The sequence below is a fragment of the Faecalibacter bovis genome (genome assembly GCF_017948305.1).
GTDB classification, from domain to species: Bacteria; Bacteroidota; Bacteroidia; order Flavobacteriales; family Weeksellaceae; genus Empedobacter; species Empedobacter bovis.
In genome coordinates this window covers 2,110,179-2,127,099 of sequence record NZ_CP072842.1, presented here as the reverse complement: position 1 = coordinate 2,127,099, position 16,921 = coordinate 2,110,179, and the positions used below count along the sequence as shown (strand labels likewise).

The following is a 16,921-nucleotide window of genomic DNA, read 5'->3' as shown; positions in this document are numbered from 1 at the left end:
TCTATTCTTACCTAACAAAATCAAAATTTATTTAATATTTAATCAAATACATAAAGTTTTAAATCAATAATATTAATTTTGTGGACAAATTATAATTCATGTTCGTAGTTGCCTTAAGCTGGTTATTTCGCAAAAACTTTGTGGGTATGGCTATATTTCCATTTATTTTATTGCGTAATAAAGAAGATAAAAATGATAAACATTTAGTTCATCACGAAAGGATTCATATTATTCAACAAATAGAATTATTAGTTGTACCATTTTTCATTTGGTATTTAACTGAATATGGATTGCGAATGATTCAATACAAATTTGATGCACACAAAGCTTACAGAAATATTAGTTTTGAGCGTGAAGCTTATGAAAATGAAAAGGATTTAGATTATTTAAAAAAGCGAAAATTTTACTCGTTTATAAAATATCTTTAATGAATTGGGATAATTATAAAAGTATCATACAAGAAGTTGATTTACCGATTTTAAAACAGAAAAACATTAAGCTTTCTGTTTTAAGAGAAGATTTAATTCATCCAAAAATTTCTGGTAATAAATTCAGAAAATTAAAATACAACTTTGCTGAGGCTGAACGATTAGGCTACAAAAAGGTAATCACATTTGGAGGTGCTTTTTCTAATCATATTGCAGCAACGGCGGCGGCGGCTAAACTAAATAATTTTGAAGCTATTGGATTTATTCGTGGCGAAGAGATTGAAGCTTTAATAGAGCAAAACCCAACATTAAAATTTGCTCAAGAAGAAGGAATGAAATTCAATTTCATTTCAAGAGAAGATTATCGACTAAAAGATTCAGAAAAATTTCTAAATCAATTAAAAATAGAATTTCCAGATCATTACATTATTCCAGAAGGTGGAACTAATGATTTAGCAATAAAGGGTTGTGAAGAAATTTTAAACGACAGTTGTTTTGAATATGACTTTATAACAACTGCAATTGGAACAGCCGGAACAATTACAGGAATTATAAATTCTACATCAAAAAATCAACATGTATTAGGTTTTCCTGCTCTAAAAAGTAAGCATTTTGATGAAGAAATTCGTAAATTAGCAAAAAAAATAAACTATACAATAATAGATAATTACCATTTTGGTGGTTATGCTAAGGTTTCAGAAGAATTGATTAATTTTATCAATTCATTTAAAGAAACTACATCTATTCCATTAGATCCTATATATACGGCAAAAATGATGTTCGGAATTTTAGATTTAATCCAAAAAGATTATTTTAAACCAAACATTTCAATTTTAGCGGTACACACTGGTGGTTTACAGGGAATAGATGGAATGAATAAATTATTAAACAAGAAAAATAAAACTTTAATACAATGAGATTATTGTTATACATCTTTGGTCTTTTAACGACTATAACATTACAAGCTCAGGAAAGTAGAGATATCACATACATCCGAAAACATGCAATTTTAGCTGTAGAAGAAATGCATTTATACAAAGTTCCAGCAAGTATTACTCTTGCACAGGGTTTATTGGAAACTGGTGGCGGACAAAGTAGATTAGCTGAACAAGCAAACAATCATTTCGGAATTAAATGTAAATCTGAAAAAGAATGGCCTTCACACAAAGGTCGCATTTATCATGATGATGATGCAAAAGGAGAATGTTTCAGAAGTTACAACTCAGTCGGAGAAAGTTACAGAGATCATTCTGAATTTTTAGCTTTAAGACCTTATTACAAAGCCTTATTCAATTTATCTACAACAGATTATAAAGGTTGGGCACATGGATTAAAAAAGGCAGGTTACGCAACGGATCCTAGCTATGCATCAAAATTAATTTCAAGAATTGAAAAATATAATCTTGATCAATTTGATAAAATATCGAATGATGAGGTTTTTGCTAAATTATATTTACTATATGGAAACGAAGAAGATAAATATTTAGCAAATAATAAAACTACAAAAACGATTGAAAGAACTAAAGATAAAACTACAATAACAAACACGACTGTAAAACACACAGCTGATGAAGATTATGTAGAAACTAAAACGACAACTATTGCTAAAACGTCTAACGAAACTAGACCTTCTATTACGATAGAAACACGTAAGAAGAATCCAACTTCTAGAATTAAACGTCATCCAAATAATATTGCATATATCATTGTAGAAGCTGGCGAAACGTTAGGTACAATTGGAAAATTATACAAAAAAGCGCCATCTGAATTAGCTAAATACAACGAAATAAAACTGGGTACGAAACTGAGAGAAGGACAAATAGTTTTCTTTGATATGAAGAAATCAAAAGGTTCGCAAACAAGTTACAAAGTAAAACCAGGAGATGATATGTATACGATTTCTCAAAAATTTGGAGTAAAATTGACGAGTTTATATAAATTTAATAAGATGGAACCAGGCGATCAGCCAACTGAAGGACAAAACATCTTTTTAAAATCGAAGAAAAAATCATAATATATTTGAAGCCATCTTATTAGATGGCTTTTTTTATTATATTTAATCAACTAAAACTACACAATGAAAAGATATACTATTGATCAATTAAGCCATTTATCTGGACTACCCGATACTACTATTCTATTTTGGCATAAAAAATATAATGTCTTTCCTGATATAATCCCTACAAAAGATAGAGATTTTAAATACAATACAAATCACTTAAATAGATTATTGAATATTACTACACTATTCCATTTAGATAAAAAATATTCTTTAGAAAAATTAAGTATTTTAGAAAGCTGTGATTTAGAGCTGAAAGTAGAAATTGAACTTTTAACTAATTTAATCAAGAATAAGTTAAATGATGATATTATCAATCAATTACTTGTTTCCACACTTACTTACGATAGCTCAAGATTTAATTTGATTATTGACACGGGTTTAAAAAAACTATCGACTGAAGATTTCTATAATTACATCATGTATCCATTTTTAGTTAGGATTTTTGAAACTTTTCATAACGCCAAAGAAATTCCTGTTCAATTTTATTACATGATAAATATTTTAGAAAGAAAATTACATCATTTAATACATACCACTGGTTCTGTCTGCGATAAGGATGAAGTTGTTTTGTTATATCTTCCTGAAAATGAGTTTTATGAAATTGGATTACTTTTCACAAATTTATTGTTAAAACAACGTGGCTATAAGACATATTATATAGGATCAAATCAAAAACCGATTGCAATAAAGCAATTTATTGAAGATATAAATCCAGATATAATTTTATCGTTTGATGCAAATAGCGCGAATTATAAATCTTACAATAAAGTTTTCGAAAGTTTCCCAGATCATATCGATAAATTCTATTTACTTGGAAGGCAAATTACTATTGAAAAATATAAAATTCCTCGAAAGCAGAAATTTTACGATTTAAAAGAATTCGAGAATTTTTTAGAAGAATTAGCACATAAAAAAAGCGAATTAAAATAATTCGCTTTTTTGTTTATGAAATTTGAACAATATTTTTTTCGTAAATAAAATCGTCCATTACGTATCCATTTCCTATATCGAAAGTTTCGGATTTAACTTGTTTAAAGTTATTTTTCTCGTAGAAACGAATCGCTTTAGCATTGTTTTTATTTACCGTTAAGTATATCGATTTATAATTATTGTCAATAGCAAATTTGATAACTTCGTTCAATAAAGATTGTCCTAAACCTTTATATTTTTCCTCTTGCAATAAATAAATTTTTGATAAGAAAATTTTATTTTCTTCTTCTTTAAAGTGGATATAACCTACTGGTTCGTTATCAGCTTTCAAGATTTTCCAATGATCTCCTTCCGTAATATTCTCGTTAATTTTATCGGTACTATACATCATATCCAACATATAATCAATCTGTTCTTGCGATATGATACCTTTATAACATTCATTCCAAATTTTAGTTGCCAATTCAGGTACTAAATGGATATTCTTTTCATTCACATCATGAAAATGTAAATAATAATTCGTTTTTACAGGAACTAATTGCTGTATTTTAGATGCTTGTTCTTTAATTTCTTGGATAAATGACTGATTTTCAACAATAACTTCTTTCATCCATTTATTTTTCAAATAATTATAATAAATCATTCCGACCAAAATGAATAAAACAACTTCTGTAATGATAGGAATATGACGATCTACAAGATATTGGTTTAATGAGCGAGAGAATTCATTAATATTTTCTGGCTTAATCTGAGTAAAATCAAACCCAATATTAATAATATTAAAAGTTAATAAAGTAAACAATCCTATTCCGAAGATAAAATTCCCTAAAAAATATAATCCCAAAGCACTAAAAATTGCTTTAAGTTTATTTTTCTTAAAAACTTTTGCTAAAAAAAAATACTGAAATGAAAATATTATTATTAAAAACACTAATTCTTTTATTTTTATGAACTACAAAGTTAAGCAAAAACTAAGCTAAACTATTATATTTGTAGTAAACAAAAGTGATTTTTTATGTATAGCAATAAATTTCAAGATTATTTACAAACTCAACTGAATGATTTAGAAGAACAAGGATTGTTCAAAAAAGAAAGAATCATCGCTTCTCCACAAAGTACAGAAATAACATTAGATAACGGTAAAACTTTATTAAATTTTTGTGCGAATAACTATTTAGGTTTATCTGATAATGCCGAAATTATCGCAGCTTCTCAGAAAATGTTAGACGACCGTGGATACGGAATGTCTTCTGTACGTTTTATTTGTGGTACTCAAGATATACACAAACAATTAGAAAAGAAAATTGCTGACTTTCTTGGTATGGAAGATACAATTTTATACGCGGCTGCATTTGACGCAAATGGTGGTGTTTTCGAACCTTTATTTACAGAAGAAGATGCAATCATTTCTGACGAATTAAACCACGCTTCTATCATTGACGGTGTACGTTTATGTAAAGCAGCTCGTTACCGTTACAAAAACAATAATATGGCTGACTTAGAAGCGCAATTAATCGCTGCTTCAGAAAAAGGTCACCGTTTCAAAATCATTGTAACTGATGGTGTTTTCTCTATGGACGGTATTGTTGCAGACCTTAAAGGTGTTTGTGATTTAGCTGATAAATATGATGCATTAGTGATGGTTGATGATTCTCACGCCACTGGTTTTATTGGTAAAAGCGGACGCGGAACTCACGAACACAATGATGTGATGGGACGCGTTGATATTATTACATCAACATTAGGAAAAGCTTTAGGTGGTGCAATGGGTGGATTTACTTCTGGTAAAAAAGAAGTGATCGAAATGTTACGTCAAAAATCACGTCCATATTTATTTTCTAACTCTTTAGCTCCTGGAATTGTTGGTGCAGCTTTACAAGTTTTAGAAATGTTAGAAAAAGACACAACTTTACGTGATAAAGTAATGTGGAATGCAGAATATTTCCGTAAAGGAATGGTTGAAGCTGGTTTCGATATTCCTGATGGTGATGCTGCTATTGTACCTGTTATGTTATACGACGCAAAATTATCGCAAGAAATGGCGAATAAATTGGTGGATGAAGGGGTTTATGTTATCGGATTCTTCTTCCCTGTTGTTCCTCGTGACAAAGCTCGTATTCGTGTACAACTTTCAGCTGCACATACAAAAGAACAATTAGACCATACAATTGCTGCTTTCACAAAAGTAGGTAAAGAATTAGGTGTTATTAAATAAGAAATTATTTTTCAATAATATATTGTAGCGACTAAGAAATTAGTCGCTTTTTTTTATATTTATAAAATGCTTTTGAAACCTCAATATTATCAATTAGAAACAAATTATTCGCAAGAAGAAGTTTTTAAAATATTATTCGAAAATACAATTGAAAAGAAATTTAGATTATTTACACCTAATAAAATTTTTGAAGGAAAAGTTTTCAAAGATTCATTTATAATTGAAAAAGTGACTTCAGGAAACAAATCCTATATTCCAATAATACATGGAGATTTTCAAATTTCTTCAAACAATTCAACTATCATTACATTTCACTTAAAACAAAAATCTTTTGTAAAAATATTTATTCCAATTTGGTTCACTATAATTAGCATAATTCTCTTATTTTCAATTTATACATTATCAATTATAGGTATTGGATTTTCAATTCTATTATTGTTTTTTGGATTAATGTTTTATTTTGTAAATACAGAAATTACTAGAACAAAAATTATGGAATCGTTCGAGAATTTATTTCAAACTAAAATCACACAAATCAAATCATGAGAAATTATATCACAATAATAATTTTTATACTAATAGGAAATATAGTTAAAGCACAAACGCATTACGAAGAAGTTTTACGTTTTAACAATGGCCGAATTAAATCTATCGTTACTTATAATGCTCAAAATATAAAAGATGGTGAAACAATTAATTATCATCTAGACGGCGCTGTACAAAGTATCGTACCTTATATTAATGGAGCCATAAATGGTATAATTGAAACGTATCATCCTAATACAAGACTAGAAAGTAAAGGAATGATGGTTAATGATTTACAGGAAGGTGTTTTTGAATATTTTTATAAAAATGGTAATCCAAAAGCTCGTATTTTGTACATAAATGGTAAACCAAATAAAATAGCAAATTGTTACGATAGAAAAGGTAATATTTTGTACTGTGGCCCTTTTAACATGGGAAATGGAGAAATTTACATTTATACTGAAGAAGGCAAATTATTTCAAAAAGATTATTTTAAAAATGGTGAATTAATAAAATCTGAAACTGTAAATTAAACGACATCTTTTGTCATTATAAATACTAATTTTACAACATATTTCAAGCCTAAAATCATGTCACAATTTATTGAAAATGTAGTTGCTGATTTATTAAATCAAAAAACTGATTTCTTAAACACAACCCTAGTTTTACCAGGTAAACGCCCAATGTTATTCTTTCGACAAGAGTTTCAGAAACAAGCGCATACCTTGATTTTACCTAAAATGATTAGTGTCGAAGATTTTATGGCAGAAATAGCACAATTAGAAATTATTTCTGGAATTAATCTTTGGTTTAAAGCCTATCAATCCTATAAAAAAGTAGTTGAAAAACCTGATACATTTGAAGATTTCATTAAATGGGGACCTACAATTTTAAAAGATTTTGATGATATTGATTCTTCTCTCGTTGATCCTGCAAAAATTTTAGATTATTTGGTTTCTATTGAACGTATTGAAAAATGGGGAAAAGATGAAATCTTTGTCAATAAGAACGAAGTCATGCAAAAACACATTTTGTTTTGGCAAGTTGTTACTAAATTTTATTTTCAATTGCGTGAAGATTTAACTGCGAATAGCCAAGGTTATGCTGGTTTAGTTTTCCGTTTAGCGGCTGATAAAGTAGAAGAAATTATCGCTGCACAAAAAGATCAATTTGTTTTTGCTGGTTTTAATGCCTTAACTGAGGCTGAACAAAAGATTTTATTCAGTTTTGATAAACATCATATTGCAAAAATATATTGGGATGCAGACAAATACTATTTAGAAAATCCGAATCAAGAAGCTGGTGCATTTATGCGCCGTTACAAGCAAAAAGTACAAGATTGGAAATGGACTTTTGACGAATTTTCTAAAGAAAAAAATATACACGTAACAGGTGTTGCTAAACAAGTTGGACAAGCAAAATACATTTCGGATATTCTTGCAAAAATGGATGAGGATGAAATCAAAAAAACAGCATTGATTTTAGCAGATGAATCTATTTTACCAGCAATCTTAAATTCATTACCTGAAAATATTACATATTTAAATATTTCGATGGGAATTCCGTTGAAATCAGTTCCGTTAGCTCAGTTTTTCAAATCTGTATTTGAATTACAAATGAATCGTGAAAAGTTAGGAAAAGGAAAAACTTTCTATTTCAAAAATGTTTTACAAATTTTAGAAAATAGAACTTTATCTAAATTTTCTACTTCATCATCAAGAGAAACATCCAATACTATTCGTAAAAACAATCGAATTTTTAACGCAGAAAAAACGTTACAAGGAAGTTTACAAGATAATATTTTCAAATCTTTATTTGTCATTCCACAATCTTTGCCTGATTTTGTGAATCACTTAAAAAATTGGACAGAAGACATTATTCAACATACATATTTAAACGATGGTTCTGATTTTAAGTACCTGTTATTAAAAGAATATCTTTTCTACTTTAAAAAAGTATTTGTTCAATTAGCGGATAATTTAAAAGAGGTGACAGATGTAAAAGATTATCGAACTTTGTATTTATTATACAATAAAATTGTTCAATCAGAATCTATCGCCTTTATCGGTGAACCTTTAAAAGGTTTACAGCTGATGGGATTATTAGAAACCCGATTGATTAATTTTGACAATATCATCATGACATCTGTAAACGATGAAATTTTACCATTAGGACGACAAAATAACACGTTTGTTCCTTATGATATTCGCAAGGAAATGGGACTAAATACTTTTACAGAAAATGATGCAATTTATGCTTATCACTTCTATCGTTTAATTCAACGCGGAAAAAATATTCATTTAGTTTATAATACCGAAGCTGATGGAATGGGTTCTGGAGAAAAATCTCGATTCATTTCTCAAATCAAATTTGAAAGTAATCATCAAATCAAAGAATCATTTGCAGCTCCAAGTTTTGTTACGAAACCTTTAAGGGAAATTGTAATAGAAAAAACGCCACATACCATGGAAAAATTAAATATTTGGGCGAACGAAAAAGGGATTTCACCTTCTTCGTTGTCTTCATATTTAAGAAATCAATTGGATTTTTACGAACAACGTGTTTTCGGAGTTCAGGAAGTTGAAGAAGCTGAAGAAATGGTTTCTGCTAAGACTTTGGGAAATATTGTACATGAAACTTTAGAGGAATTATATACGCCTTTTATAAATAAGATAATGATTAAAGAAGATTTTGTGATGATTGATAAGATTAAAGATCAATCGCTTCAAAAATTCTTTAAAGAGCAATATAAAGATGGACACACAGATCAAGGTCCAAATTATTTGGTTTATAAAATCGCAGAAAGAATTGTAAATGGAGTTTTAGAAAAAGACCGAAATACAGCTAAAAATTCTGAATTCATAATCAAACAGTTAGAGCAAAAGTATTATATAGATTTCGAACTTTCTAGTGGAAGAAAAATAAAATTACAAGGTGTAATTGACAGAATTGATCAAGTTGATGGACAAATTCGTATCATCGATTATAAAACTGGATTTGCAAAAGATGTAAAAATTGACTCAGAAAAAGTGAATGTTATTTTTGAAGACAGCGACAAAGCCAAAGAATTACAATTAGCTTTTTACGCACATTTATTTTACTCAAATCCTGAAAATTTTAATAAAACAATTGAGCTTTGTATTTATCCAATTAAATTTCCTAAGAAAGAATTATTCAAATTAAAATTGGATAAATCTACCATTATCGATCAATCTATTATTGAATTAACAAAAGAGCCGTTAAGTTTATTAATCGAAGAAATACTAAATCCATCGATTCCTTTTCAAAATAACAAAGAATAAAAGATTACGATAATCCGTTTTAGACTAATTTATTCTTAATTATTCAATTAGGAAAACCAATATCCTAATTCGATTTAATTGTATCTAATTATTGTTAAGATTTTGTAAAAAAACATTAGTTTTGGTACAAATAAAATTAATAATGAAAAACAATAAACTTTTCATCGCAATTATTGTTGCGCTTGTATTAGGAGTTGTTCTAGGGGGATTTGTCCACTACAATACTTCGCCAGAATTTATTGCTTCGTTCTCTGCGAACATTAAAATCTTAGGTACGATTTTTATTCGATTAATTCAGATGATTATTGCACCTTTAGTCTTCTCAACTTTAGTTGTTGGTATTGCCAAAATGGGTGATATGAAGATGGTTGGTCGCGTTGGTGGTCGTGCTATGGGATGGTTCATTACCGCATCGTTAATCTCTTTAATGATTGGATTAATCGTAGTAAATATTACACAACCAGGTGTAGGTTTAGATTTAACACCAGACAGCAGTTCCGCTGAAGATTTACTTAAAGCAAAATCAAACTTATCACTACAACACTTTGTAGAACACATGATTCCGAAATCTGTTTTCGAAGCATTTTCTACAAATGAAATCTTACAAATTGTTGTTTTCTCTATCTTTTTTGGTGTCGCATTAGCAGCATTCGGAAAAGAAGGAGAACCTTTAGTTAAAGCTTTTGACAAGATTTCTCACGTAGTATTAATCATGGTTGGATATGTAATGTGGACTGCACCATTAGGTGTTTTAGGTACAATTGCAGCAGCTGTTGCTAATTACGGATTCGGTATTTTCGCTTTATACCTAAAATATTTAGCCGCATTCTCTTTAGGAATTATCCTATTATGGATTGTATTATTAGCCGTTGGTTATTTAATAATCGGTAAACGATTAATTGATTTATTACGTCATATTAAAGCTCCTTTACTAATTGCTTTCTCTACAACTTCATCAGAAGCTGTATTCCCAAAATTAGTGGAAGAATTAGAGAAATTTGGTGCACAAAAGAAGATTGTATCCTTTACATTACCTCTTGGATATTCATTCAACTTAGATGGATCAATGATGTATATGACGTTCGCATCTATATTTATTGCACAAGTGTATGGAATTGATATGCCATTAGAAAAACAATTACTAATGCTTTTAGTATTAATGTTAACTTCTAAAGGTGTTGCAGGAGTTCCACGAGCATCATTAATCGTTGTAGTTGCCACGTGTTCTATGTTCGGAATTCCACCAGAAGGAATTGCTTTAATTTTACCAATTGACCACTTCTGTGATATGGCTCGTTCTATGACTAATGTTTTAGGTAACGCCTTATCTACGGTAGCTGTTGACAAATGGGAAGGTCATGTAGCAGTTGAGCAAGAATTTACTCAAGATGATAAAGCTTAATTAAAAAGTATATAACAATTAAAAAAAGGTCTGATTTAAAATAAATCAGACCTTTTTTTATGCTTAATGTTATAATTCATCATATTTTACAAAAGTAGGATCCACTACTCTTTTCCATTCTGGATGTCTTTAAATATATGCATAAACGTACGGACAAAACGGATAAAGCTTATAGTTATTAGTTTCAATATAAACCAAAGTCTTTTCAACTAAAGCAGCTGCTACACCTCTACCACCTAATTCTTCTGGAACTTCGGTATGAATTAATTTGATTAATTGATCAACTTGTTTAAAATCAATAAAGGCGATAAATCCATCAACAGTCAATTCAAAACGATTTGTTTCATCATTCTTTACCACTTCTATATTTTGTAATTCTTCATTCATAGTTGTATAATTTATTATCTAAATTTAGCATTTATATCTATGATTATTATTAACGTAGATCAATAAAAAAAGCAATCCAATAGGATTGCTTCATTTAATTATAGAGATTGTAATTCGAGAACCGTAATTTCTGGCCAAACACCAACACGTCCAGGATAAAAATGGTATCCAAAACCACGATTTACATTTATCCATTTATCTTCTTGCTGATATAAACCAGCCCATTGCGGATAAATATATTGTGATGGACTCCATTTTAACCCAATACTTGGAACTTCAATTCCTAATTGCATCCCATGTGTATGACCTGATAACGTTAAATCGTAAATACGTTGATCATCCTTCACTTCTAAATTCCAATGCGATGGATCGTGAGTCATCAAAATCTTAAAAATTGATTGATCTAAACCTTTAGATGCTAAATTTAAATCTCCTGCTTTTTTAAATCGTGCTCCCCAATTTTCTACACCAATTAACGCAATTTTTTCACCATCTTTTTCAATGATTTTATTTTCATTTAAAAGTAATTCAAAACCGATTTGAGGAAATATACCTTTAATTTTTTCAAAATTTTCTTGTTTCGCTTCTTCAGTTTTCCAATCAGAATATTCACCATAATCATGATTTCCTAACACTGCAAAATTTCCATAAGGAGCTTTTTTTATCTTTTTGAAAACAGGTATCCATTTATCCATTTCCCAATGAAAATTATTCACAATATCACCGGTAAAAAGCAAAATATCAAACTCTTGCTCATTAATCATTTGAATCGCTTCCTCAATTTTTTCTTTATTATCAATACTTCCCGAATGAATATCTGTGATATGCAGAATTTTAAACCCGTCGAAGGCCTTTGGTAATCGTTTATAGCCTAATTTTTCACGAATAACTTTGTAATTATATTTTCCTAAAGTCATTCCATGTACCAAACTAGAGAATAAAACAGTTGCAATTCCTGCAGCAGTTACATAGATAAATTTGCGTCTGGCAGGCAAATATTGTTTAGGTTTTACAGGAGTTTTAAGTAATCGATTTTTAATCCATCCTATTATACGAATCAAATCATCTATTAAAAAGAAAATTAAAAATATAGCTCTCGGAAAAGCAATTAGCATAAATAATCCTACACTCCACATAAACATTGGAGTTTGACCTATATTTCTATCAAAAAAAAGAAAGTTGTATGCCATAAATGACATCACGAAAACAGTTGATAAAATACAACCAAATAAAATAATTTTATTTTTAATAAAGGATTTAAATGCACAGTATAAGTAGATCTCTACAAAAAACATTAGGATTAATAATCCTATTAAACTTTCTTGAAACACAATTTAATGATTTTGAACAAAAATAAACGTTTTAAATAATCAACCTAATATTTGCGTAAACACTTAACAGTATTTTAGCAAATTTATCCATACAATTCAATTCAACTTGGCTCAATTATCTGTAAGTTTGTATGATTTATTCATTAAGAAATTATGCAAACTAAATTACCAGTAACGGTACTTTCGGGATTTTTAGGAAGTGGAAAAACAACGTTACTTAACCATATTTTACACAACAAGAAAGGTTTAAAAGTAGCTGTAATCGTTAACGATATGGGCGAAGTAAACATCGATGCACAAATGATTGCTCGTGACAACAATTTTATTCAATCAGACGAAAAATTGGTCGAATTAAGCAATGGATGTGTTTGTTGTGAAATTCGTGAAGATTTAATAGAAAACATCCACGAATTAGCGCAATCCGGAAAATACAATTATTTAGTAATTGAAAGTTCAGGTATTTCTGATCCAGGACCAATTGCACAAACGTTAGATTTTGTTTCTCCTGACGGAAAAATTGATATTCCAAAACACGCTCGCTTAGATACTTTAGTTAATGTAGTTGATGCATTAAATTTCTTTAGAAATTTTGGTACAGACGAAAACGTTTTTACTCGTGGTTATACTGAAAATAACGATGACGATCGCCCGATTGTAGATTTATTAATCAATCAAATTGAATTTGCGAACGTAATTCTTTTAAATAAAATTGATGCAATCGATGCTGAAACACAGCAAAATATTACTTCATTTATACATAAATTAAACCCAACGGCGAAAATTATCCCGACAACATTCTCTGAAGTTGAATTGGATGAAATCTTAAATACTAATTTATTCGATTTCGAAAAAGTTCAGGATATGGATGCTTGGGTAAAAATGCTGGAGGAAGAAGAACATTCACATAATCATCATGAACATGATCATACTTGTGGACCAAATTGTTCGCACGATCATCACCATCACGTGGAAGAAAAATATGGAATGACTTCTTTTGTTTATCGTCAAAAAATACCTTTTCACGCTGAGCGTTTTTTATCTTACTTAAATGATAATTTCCCACCTTCAGTTTACCGTTCTAAAGGTTTATTTTGGATGGCAAATCGTCCTGATGATGCAATTTTCTTAAGTCAAGCTGGTGGAAGTATCAGAATTGATCCTGCTGGCGCTTGGTGGTGTGCTATTCCAAAGCAAGAGCGTGAAATGTACGCAGCTTACCAAATGAATAAAGAAACGATTGACGCTAAATGGTCGAAATTTTGGGGAGATCGTGTGATAGAAATTGTATTTATTGGTCAAGGAATTGATAAAGATCAAATTACAAAAGAATTAAATTCTTGTTTATTGAACGAACAAGAAATTATCGAATGGCAAGCCAAAAATAATTCATAAATACATACAAAACATAAAGACAAATGGACAGAAGGAAGTTCTTTAAAAAAGGGACATTATTAGCAGCTGGAGGAGCTTTATTTGGTAATCCTATTAGTGGTTTAGCGACGACTATGGATTATGATATTTCTGTGAAAGGAAAACGAGCTAAAAATATCATTTTTATGGTTTCGGACGGAATGAGTTCTGGAACGTTAGCTTTATCTGATCACTTTCAGAATAGAATTTTAGGGCATCGTTCGGTTTGGATGAGCGCTTATATGGATAATAAAGTTACAAGAGGTTTAATGGAAACTTCTTCTGCTTCTGCTATTGTCACAGATAGTTCGGCCGGAAGTTCAGCTTTTGGAGGAGGTGTTCGTGTTGCCAATGGTTCGTTAAACGTTGGTGCCAATGGTGAGCAATATCTACCGATTTGGCAAAAAATGAAACGTAAAGGGAAAAAAATTGGTGTGGTAACTACGGTAACTGCTACGCATGCAACGCCTGCTGGTTTCAATGTGAATAATAATTCTCGTTACTCAGAGCCACAAATTGCTATCGACTATCTTAACCTTGGTGTAGATGTCGTAATGGGTGGTGGTGATGAATTTTTTAATGAAGATAAACGTGAAGATAAACGCGATTTATACGAAGATTACGAAGACAAAGGTTATGCTGTTGTAAAGACTTTGAACGAGTTAAAACAAACGGGAAAAAACAAACCTATTTTGGGAATTTTTAATGAAGGTGCACTTCCATATCAATTGGATCGTAAAAATACACCTGAGTTAGAAAAAACAATTCCGTCTTTGGCTGATATGACTAAAAAAGCTATTGAACATTTAAATACTTCTAAAAATGGTTTTGCATTACAAATTGAGTCTGGTAAAGTGGATTGGGCTGCACACGCAAATGATTTAGGTGGTTTATTATTTGAACAAATTCAGTTTGATGAAGCTTTAAAAGTCGCTTTAGAATTTGCTGAAAAAGACGGTGAAACTTTAGTTATTTTTACTACCGATCATGGAAATGCAAATCCAGGATTAATTTATGGAAAAACTGCTGATAAAGATTTTGAAACCGTAGCAAAATATAAATACACGAATGAGTGGATTTTAAACCAAATTGACAACAGTTATTCTCCAAACAAAGTGAGAGAATTAGTTGATGAATATTTAGGTTTTGAAATTACATCTTCTGAAGCACATCATATTTTAGGATATTATAGCAATATTGAGAAAGAAGAACAAGGTTTATACAATTACAAACACTTACCGTACGAAGGTTTTGCGAATATGCAGAAAAAACATAGTTCTGTGGGTTGGATTTCGATGGATCACTCGAGTGATCATGTAGAAGTTGCTGCTTTTGGTCCTGGTAAAGAGTTGTTAAAACCTTTCGTTAAAAATACAGATTTACATTACTTGATGTTGCAAGCAGCACAAATTGAAAATAAATTTTAATTTTAGAATTAATATAATAATAAAAAAGGAATGAAAATTAAATTTCATTCCTTTTTTTTATTCAATTTCAATAAGTTAATTTAGATAAAATATTTGATAATAATATGAATTCATTAACTATACTATTTCTATTCATTTCAATAACTCTTCAAGCACAAAATCCTGATATACCAAAATACATAGGTTGTGATAATCCAAAAGGAAAGAAAATGAAAAATTTATGTAATTCTTCTATTCAAGAAAGTATTCTTGATTATGCAGCTGATAAAATAAAAAATTATGGAGATCGTGTTCCATAGGGAAAAACCTATTTAACCCTTTCCGTTTCTAAAACAGGAGAAATACACAAAATTACTTACTCGGATTTCAACAATGAAAAATTCGCTAAATTTTGCGCGTTGATATTAAATGAAATAAAAAATGATTTCAATAAGTATCAGATTAAACTATACCCTAAAAAAGATAAACTTTCGAATGAACCTATTGATTTTGAATTAAAATTCCCTATTCAAATAATATTTGAATAAAATATCGTACAATTAGTACAACAAGCGACTTTCAAAAGAAGTCGCTTTTTTATTGTTCTATAAAAAAATCTTCATCAAGATGTTTTACCTCATAAACTTGTTTGATTTGAACACCAACATTATACTCGTGCATTAAATCAACCAATTTATTTCCATCAATTAAAATAATTTTATGATGCGCATTTTTAGCTTTTTCGATTGCTCCAATATCAAATAATGATGTTGTAACAAAAACACCTTTGTTCGTATCGCCACTCATCGCTCCAATAAAATTTCGAATATCTTTTTCCCTAACTTTATTCTCGTTAAATCGTTTCGCCTGAATATAGATTTTATCTAATCCTAGTTTATCTTCATTTATAATACCATCTATCCCTCCATCTCCAGATTTAGGAGTTTCCTTAAATTCTCCATAACCCATTTTCTTTAAAAGCTTCAAAACTACTTTTTCAAAATAATAAGGATCAATGTTTTTCAATCTTTCTAATAATTCATTTTTAACCTCTTTTTCAATTTGGTCAAATCCTTCATCAATTAAATCTTGTGGTGAAGCATTATAGATTGGATTTGAAATTTGAATTGTACTATTCTTTTCATTTTCAGTTTGATAAAAATCAAACATTGAACTTTCATTTTCTAATTCTTTTAAGTTTAAAATTGATTTTTGGTTGATGCCCTTTTCAGTGATTTGGACGTGTCCTCTTGTTGGATAATGAATATAACCTCCTTTTTTTAAATATGATTTACCCCAAGCAATTCTATTATTTATTAATATTTCACCAGACTTTGTTTTTTCTTCTAATACTTCTATTGGAAAATGAGAATAATATTTTTCAATTACTCTTTTTTGCATTTCTCTTGTATGAATTATTTCTTTATCAGATAATATATCTAAAATAGGATTAAAAGTTTCGTGAAATTTAGGTAATTCGATATTCATAGGTTGTTATATATATACAATAAATATAATTAGAA

At 29.5% G+C, this 16,921-nt stretch carries 16 protein-coding genes; 12 read left to right on the top strand and 4 right to left on the bottom strand.

Annotated features, from left to right (window positions below; genetic code table 11):
• Positions 1 to 146: 146 nt before the first annotated feature.
• The 4 genes from J9309_RS10265 to J9309_RS10250 all read left to right on the top strand — a co-directional run bounded on the left by J9309_RS10265 (position 147) and on the right by J9309_RS10250 (position 3,420).
• A complete protein-coding gene (locus J9309_RS10265) occupies positions 147 to 428 on the top strand; it encodes a hypothetical protein (protein ID WP_317192133.1) in 282 nt (93 codons plus the stop codon).
• Positions 428 to 1,345: a 1-aminocyclopropane-1-carboxylate deaminase/D-cysteine desulfhydrase gene (locus tag J9309_RS10260; RefSeq protein ID WP_230475791.1), complete on the top strand. Its 918-nt coding sequence runs from the start codon at positions 428 to 430 to the stop codon at positions 1,343 to 1,345. Before J9309_RS10265 ends, J9309_RS10260 begins: the two co-directional genes overlap by 1 nt.
• Positions 1,342 to 2,442 carry a glucosaminidase domain-containing protein gene (locus tag J9309_RS10255; RefSeq protein ID WP_230475790.1) on the top strand — a complete coding sequence of 367 codons (1,101 nt, stop codon included), beginning with the start codon at positions 1,342 to 1,344 and terminating at the stop codon, positions 2,440 to 2,442. The genes J9309_RS10260 and J9309_RS10255 overlap by 4 nt, the downstream gene beginning before the upstream one ends.
• A 63-nt stretch (positions 2,443 to 2,505) precedes the next feature.
• On the top strand, positions 2,506 to 3,420 hold the full coding sequence (locus J9309_RS10250) for a MerR family transcriptional regulator (RefSeq protein WP_230475789.1): 915 nt from the start codon (positions 2,506 to 2,508) through the stop codon (positions 3,418 to 3,420).
• A 13-nt stretch (positions 3,421 to 3,433) separates the two neighbouring features.
• On the opposite strand, the gene J9309_RS10245 is transcribed toward J9309_RS10250, so the two are convergent.
• Positions 3,434 to 4,264, bottom strand: a complete 831-nt coding sequence (locus J9309_RS10245; protein ID WP_230475788.1) for a GNAT family N-acetyltransferase — start codon at positions 4,262 to 4,264, stop codon at positions 3,434 to 3,436.
• Positions 4,265 to 4,435: 171 nt separating this feature from the next.
• Between J9309_RS10245 and J9309_RS10240 the strand changes: the two genes are divergently transcribed.
• The 5 genes from J9309_RS10240 to J9309_RS10220 all read left to right on the top strand — a co-directional run bounded on the left by J9309_RS10240 (position 4,436) and on the right by J9309_RS10220 (position 10,864).
• The gene (locus J9309_RS10240) at positions 4,436 to 5,635 is read left to right on the top strand and encodes a glycine C-acetyltransferase (protein ID WP_230475787.1); all 1,200 of its coding nucleotides are present in this window, start codon (positions 4,436 to 4,438) and stop codon (positions 5,633 to 5,635) included.
• Positions 5,636 to 5,701: 66 nt separating this feature from the next.
• Positions 5,702 to 6,181, top strand: coding sequence for a hypothetical protein (locus J9309_RS10235; protein WP_230475786.1), 480 nt, complete (start codon positions 5,702 to 5,704; stop codon positions 6,179 to 6,181).
• Positions 6,178 to 6,693, top strand: a complete 516-nt coding sequence (locus tag J9309_RS10230) for a toxin-antitoxin system YwqK family antitoxin (RefSeq protein WP_230475785.1) — start codon at positions 6,178 to 6,180, stop codon at positions 6,691 to 6,693. Before J9309_RS10235 ends, J9309_RS10230 begins: the two co-directional genes overlap by 4 nt.
• Before the next feature lie 57 nt (positions 6,694 to 6,750).
• Positions 6,751 to 9,462 (top strand): PD-(D/E)XK nuclease family protein, encoded by a 2,712-nt coding sequence (locus tag J9309_RS10225; RefSeq protein ID WP_230475784.1) that lies wholly within the window; start codon positions 6,751 to 6,753, stop codon positions 9,460 to 9,462.
• Between the two features lie 142 nt (positions 9,463 to 9,604).
• On the top strand, positions 9,605 to 10,864 hold the full coding sequence (locus J9309_RS10220) for a dicarboxylate/amino acid:cation symporter (RefSeq protein WP_230475783.1): 1,260 nt from the start codon (positions 9,605 to 9,607) through the stop codon (positions 10,862 to 10,864).
• A gap of 129 nt (positions 10,865 to 10,993) precedes the next feature.
• Here J9309_RS10220 and J9309_RS10215 read toward each other — a convergent pair whose 3' ends face one another.
• Entirely contained in the window at positions 10,994 to 11,251 is a 258-nt protein-coding gene (locus tag J9309_RS10215; RefSeq protein ID WP_230475782.1) for a GNAT family N-acetyltransferase, read from the bottom strand.
• Positions 11,252 to 11,349: 98 nt separating this feature from the next.
• On the bottom strand, positions 11,350 to 12,582 hold the full coding sequence (locus J9309_RS10210) for a metallophosphoesterase (RefSeq protein ID WP_230475781.1): 1,233 nt from the start codon (positions 12,580 to 12,582) through the stop codon (positions 11,350 to 11,352).
• A gap of 153 nt (positions 12,583 to 12,735) precedes the next feature.
• On the opposite strand from J9309_RS10210, the gene J9309_RS10205 reads away from it, so the two are divergent.
• The 3 genes from J9309_RS10205 to J9309_RS10195 all read left to right on the top strand — a co-directional run bounded on the left by J9309_RS10205 (position 12,736) and on the right by J9309_RS10195 (position 15,718).
• Entirely contained in the window at positions 12,736 to 13,974 is a 1,239-nt protein-coding gene (locus J9309_RS10205; RefSeq protein ID WP_230475780.1) for a CobW family GTP-binding protein, read from the top strand.
• A gap of 23 nt (positions 13,975 to 13,997) precedes the next feature.
• The gene (locus tag J9309_RS10200; RefSeq protein WP_230475779.1) at positions 13,998 to 15,419 is read left to right on the top strand and encodes an alkaline phosphatase; all 1,422 of its coding nucleotides are present in this window, start codon (positions 13,998 to 14,000) and stop codon (positions 15,417 to 15,419) included.
• A gap of 104 nt (positions 15,420 to 15,523) precedes the next feature.
• Complete coding sequence (locus J9309_RS10195) at positions 15,524 to 15,718, top strand: hypothetical protein (protein ID WP_230475778.1); 195 nt, start codon at positions 15,524 to 15,526, stop codon at positions 15,716 to 15,718.
• Between the two features lie 277 nt (positions 15,719 to 15,995).
• Here the strand turns inward: J9309_RS10195 and J9309_RS10190 are convergent, their stop codons facing one another.
• Positions 15,996 to 16,886, bottom strand: a complete 891-nt coding sequence (locus tag J9309_RS10190; protein WP_230475777.1) for a restriction endonuclease — start codon at positions 16,884 to 16,886, stop codon at positions 15,996 to 15,998.
• Between the last annotated feature and the right edge of the window lie 35 nt (positions 16,887 to 16,921).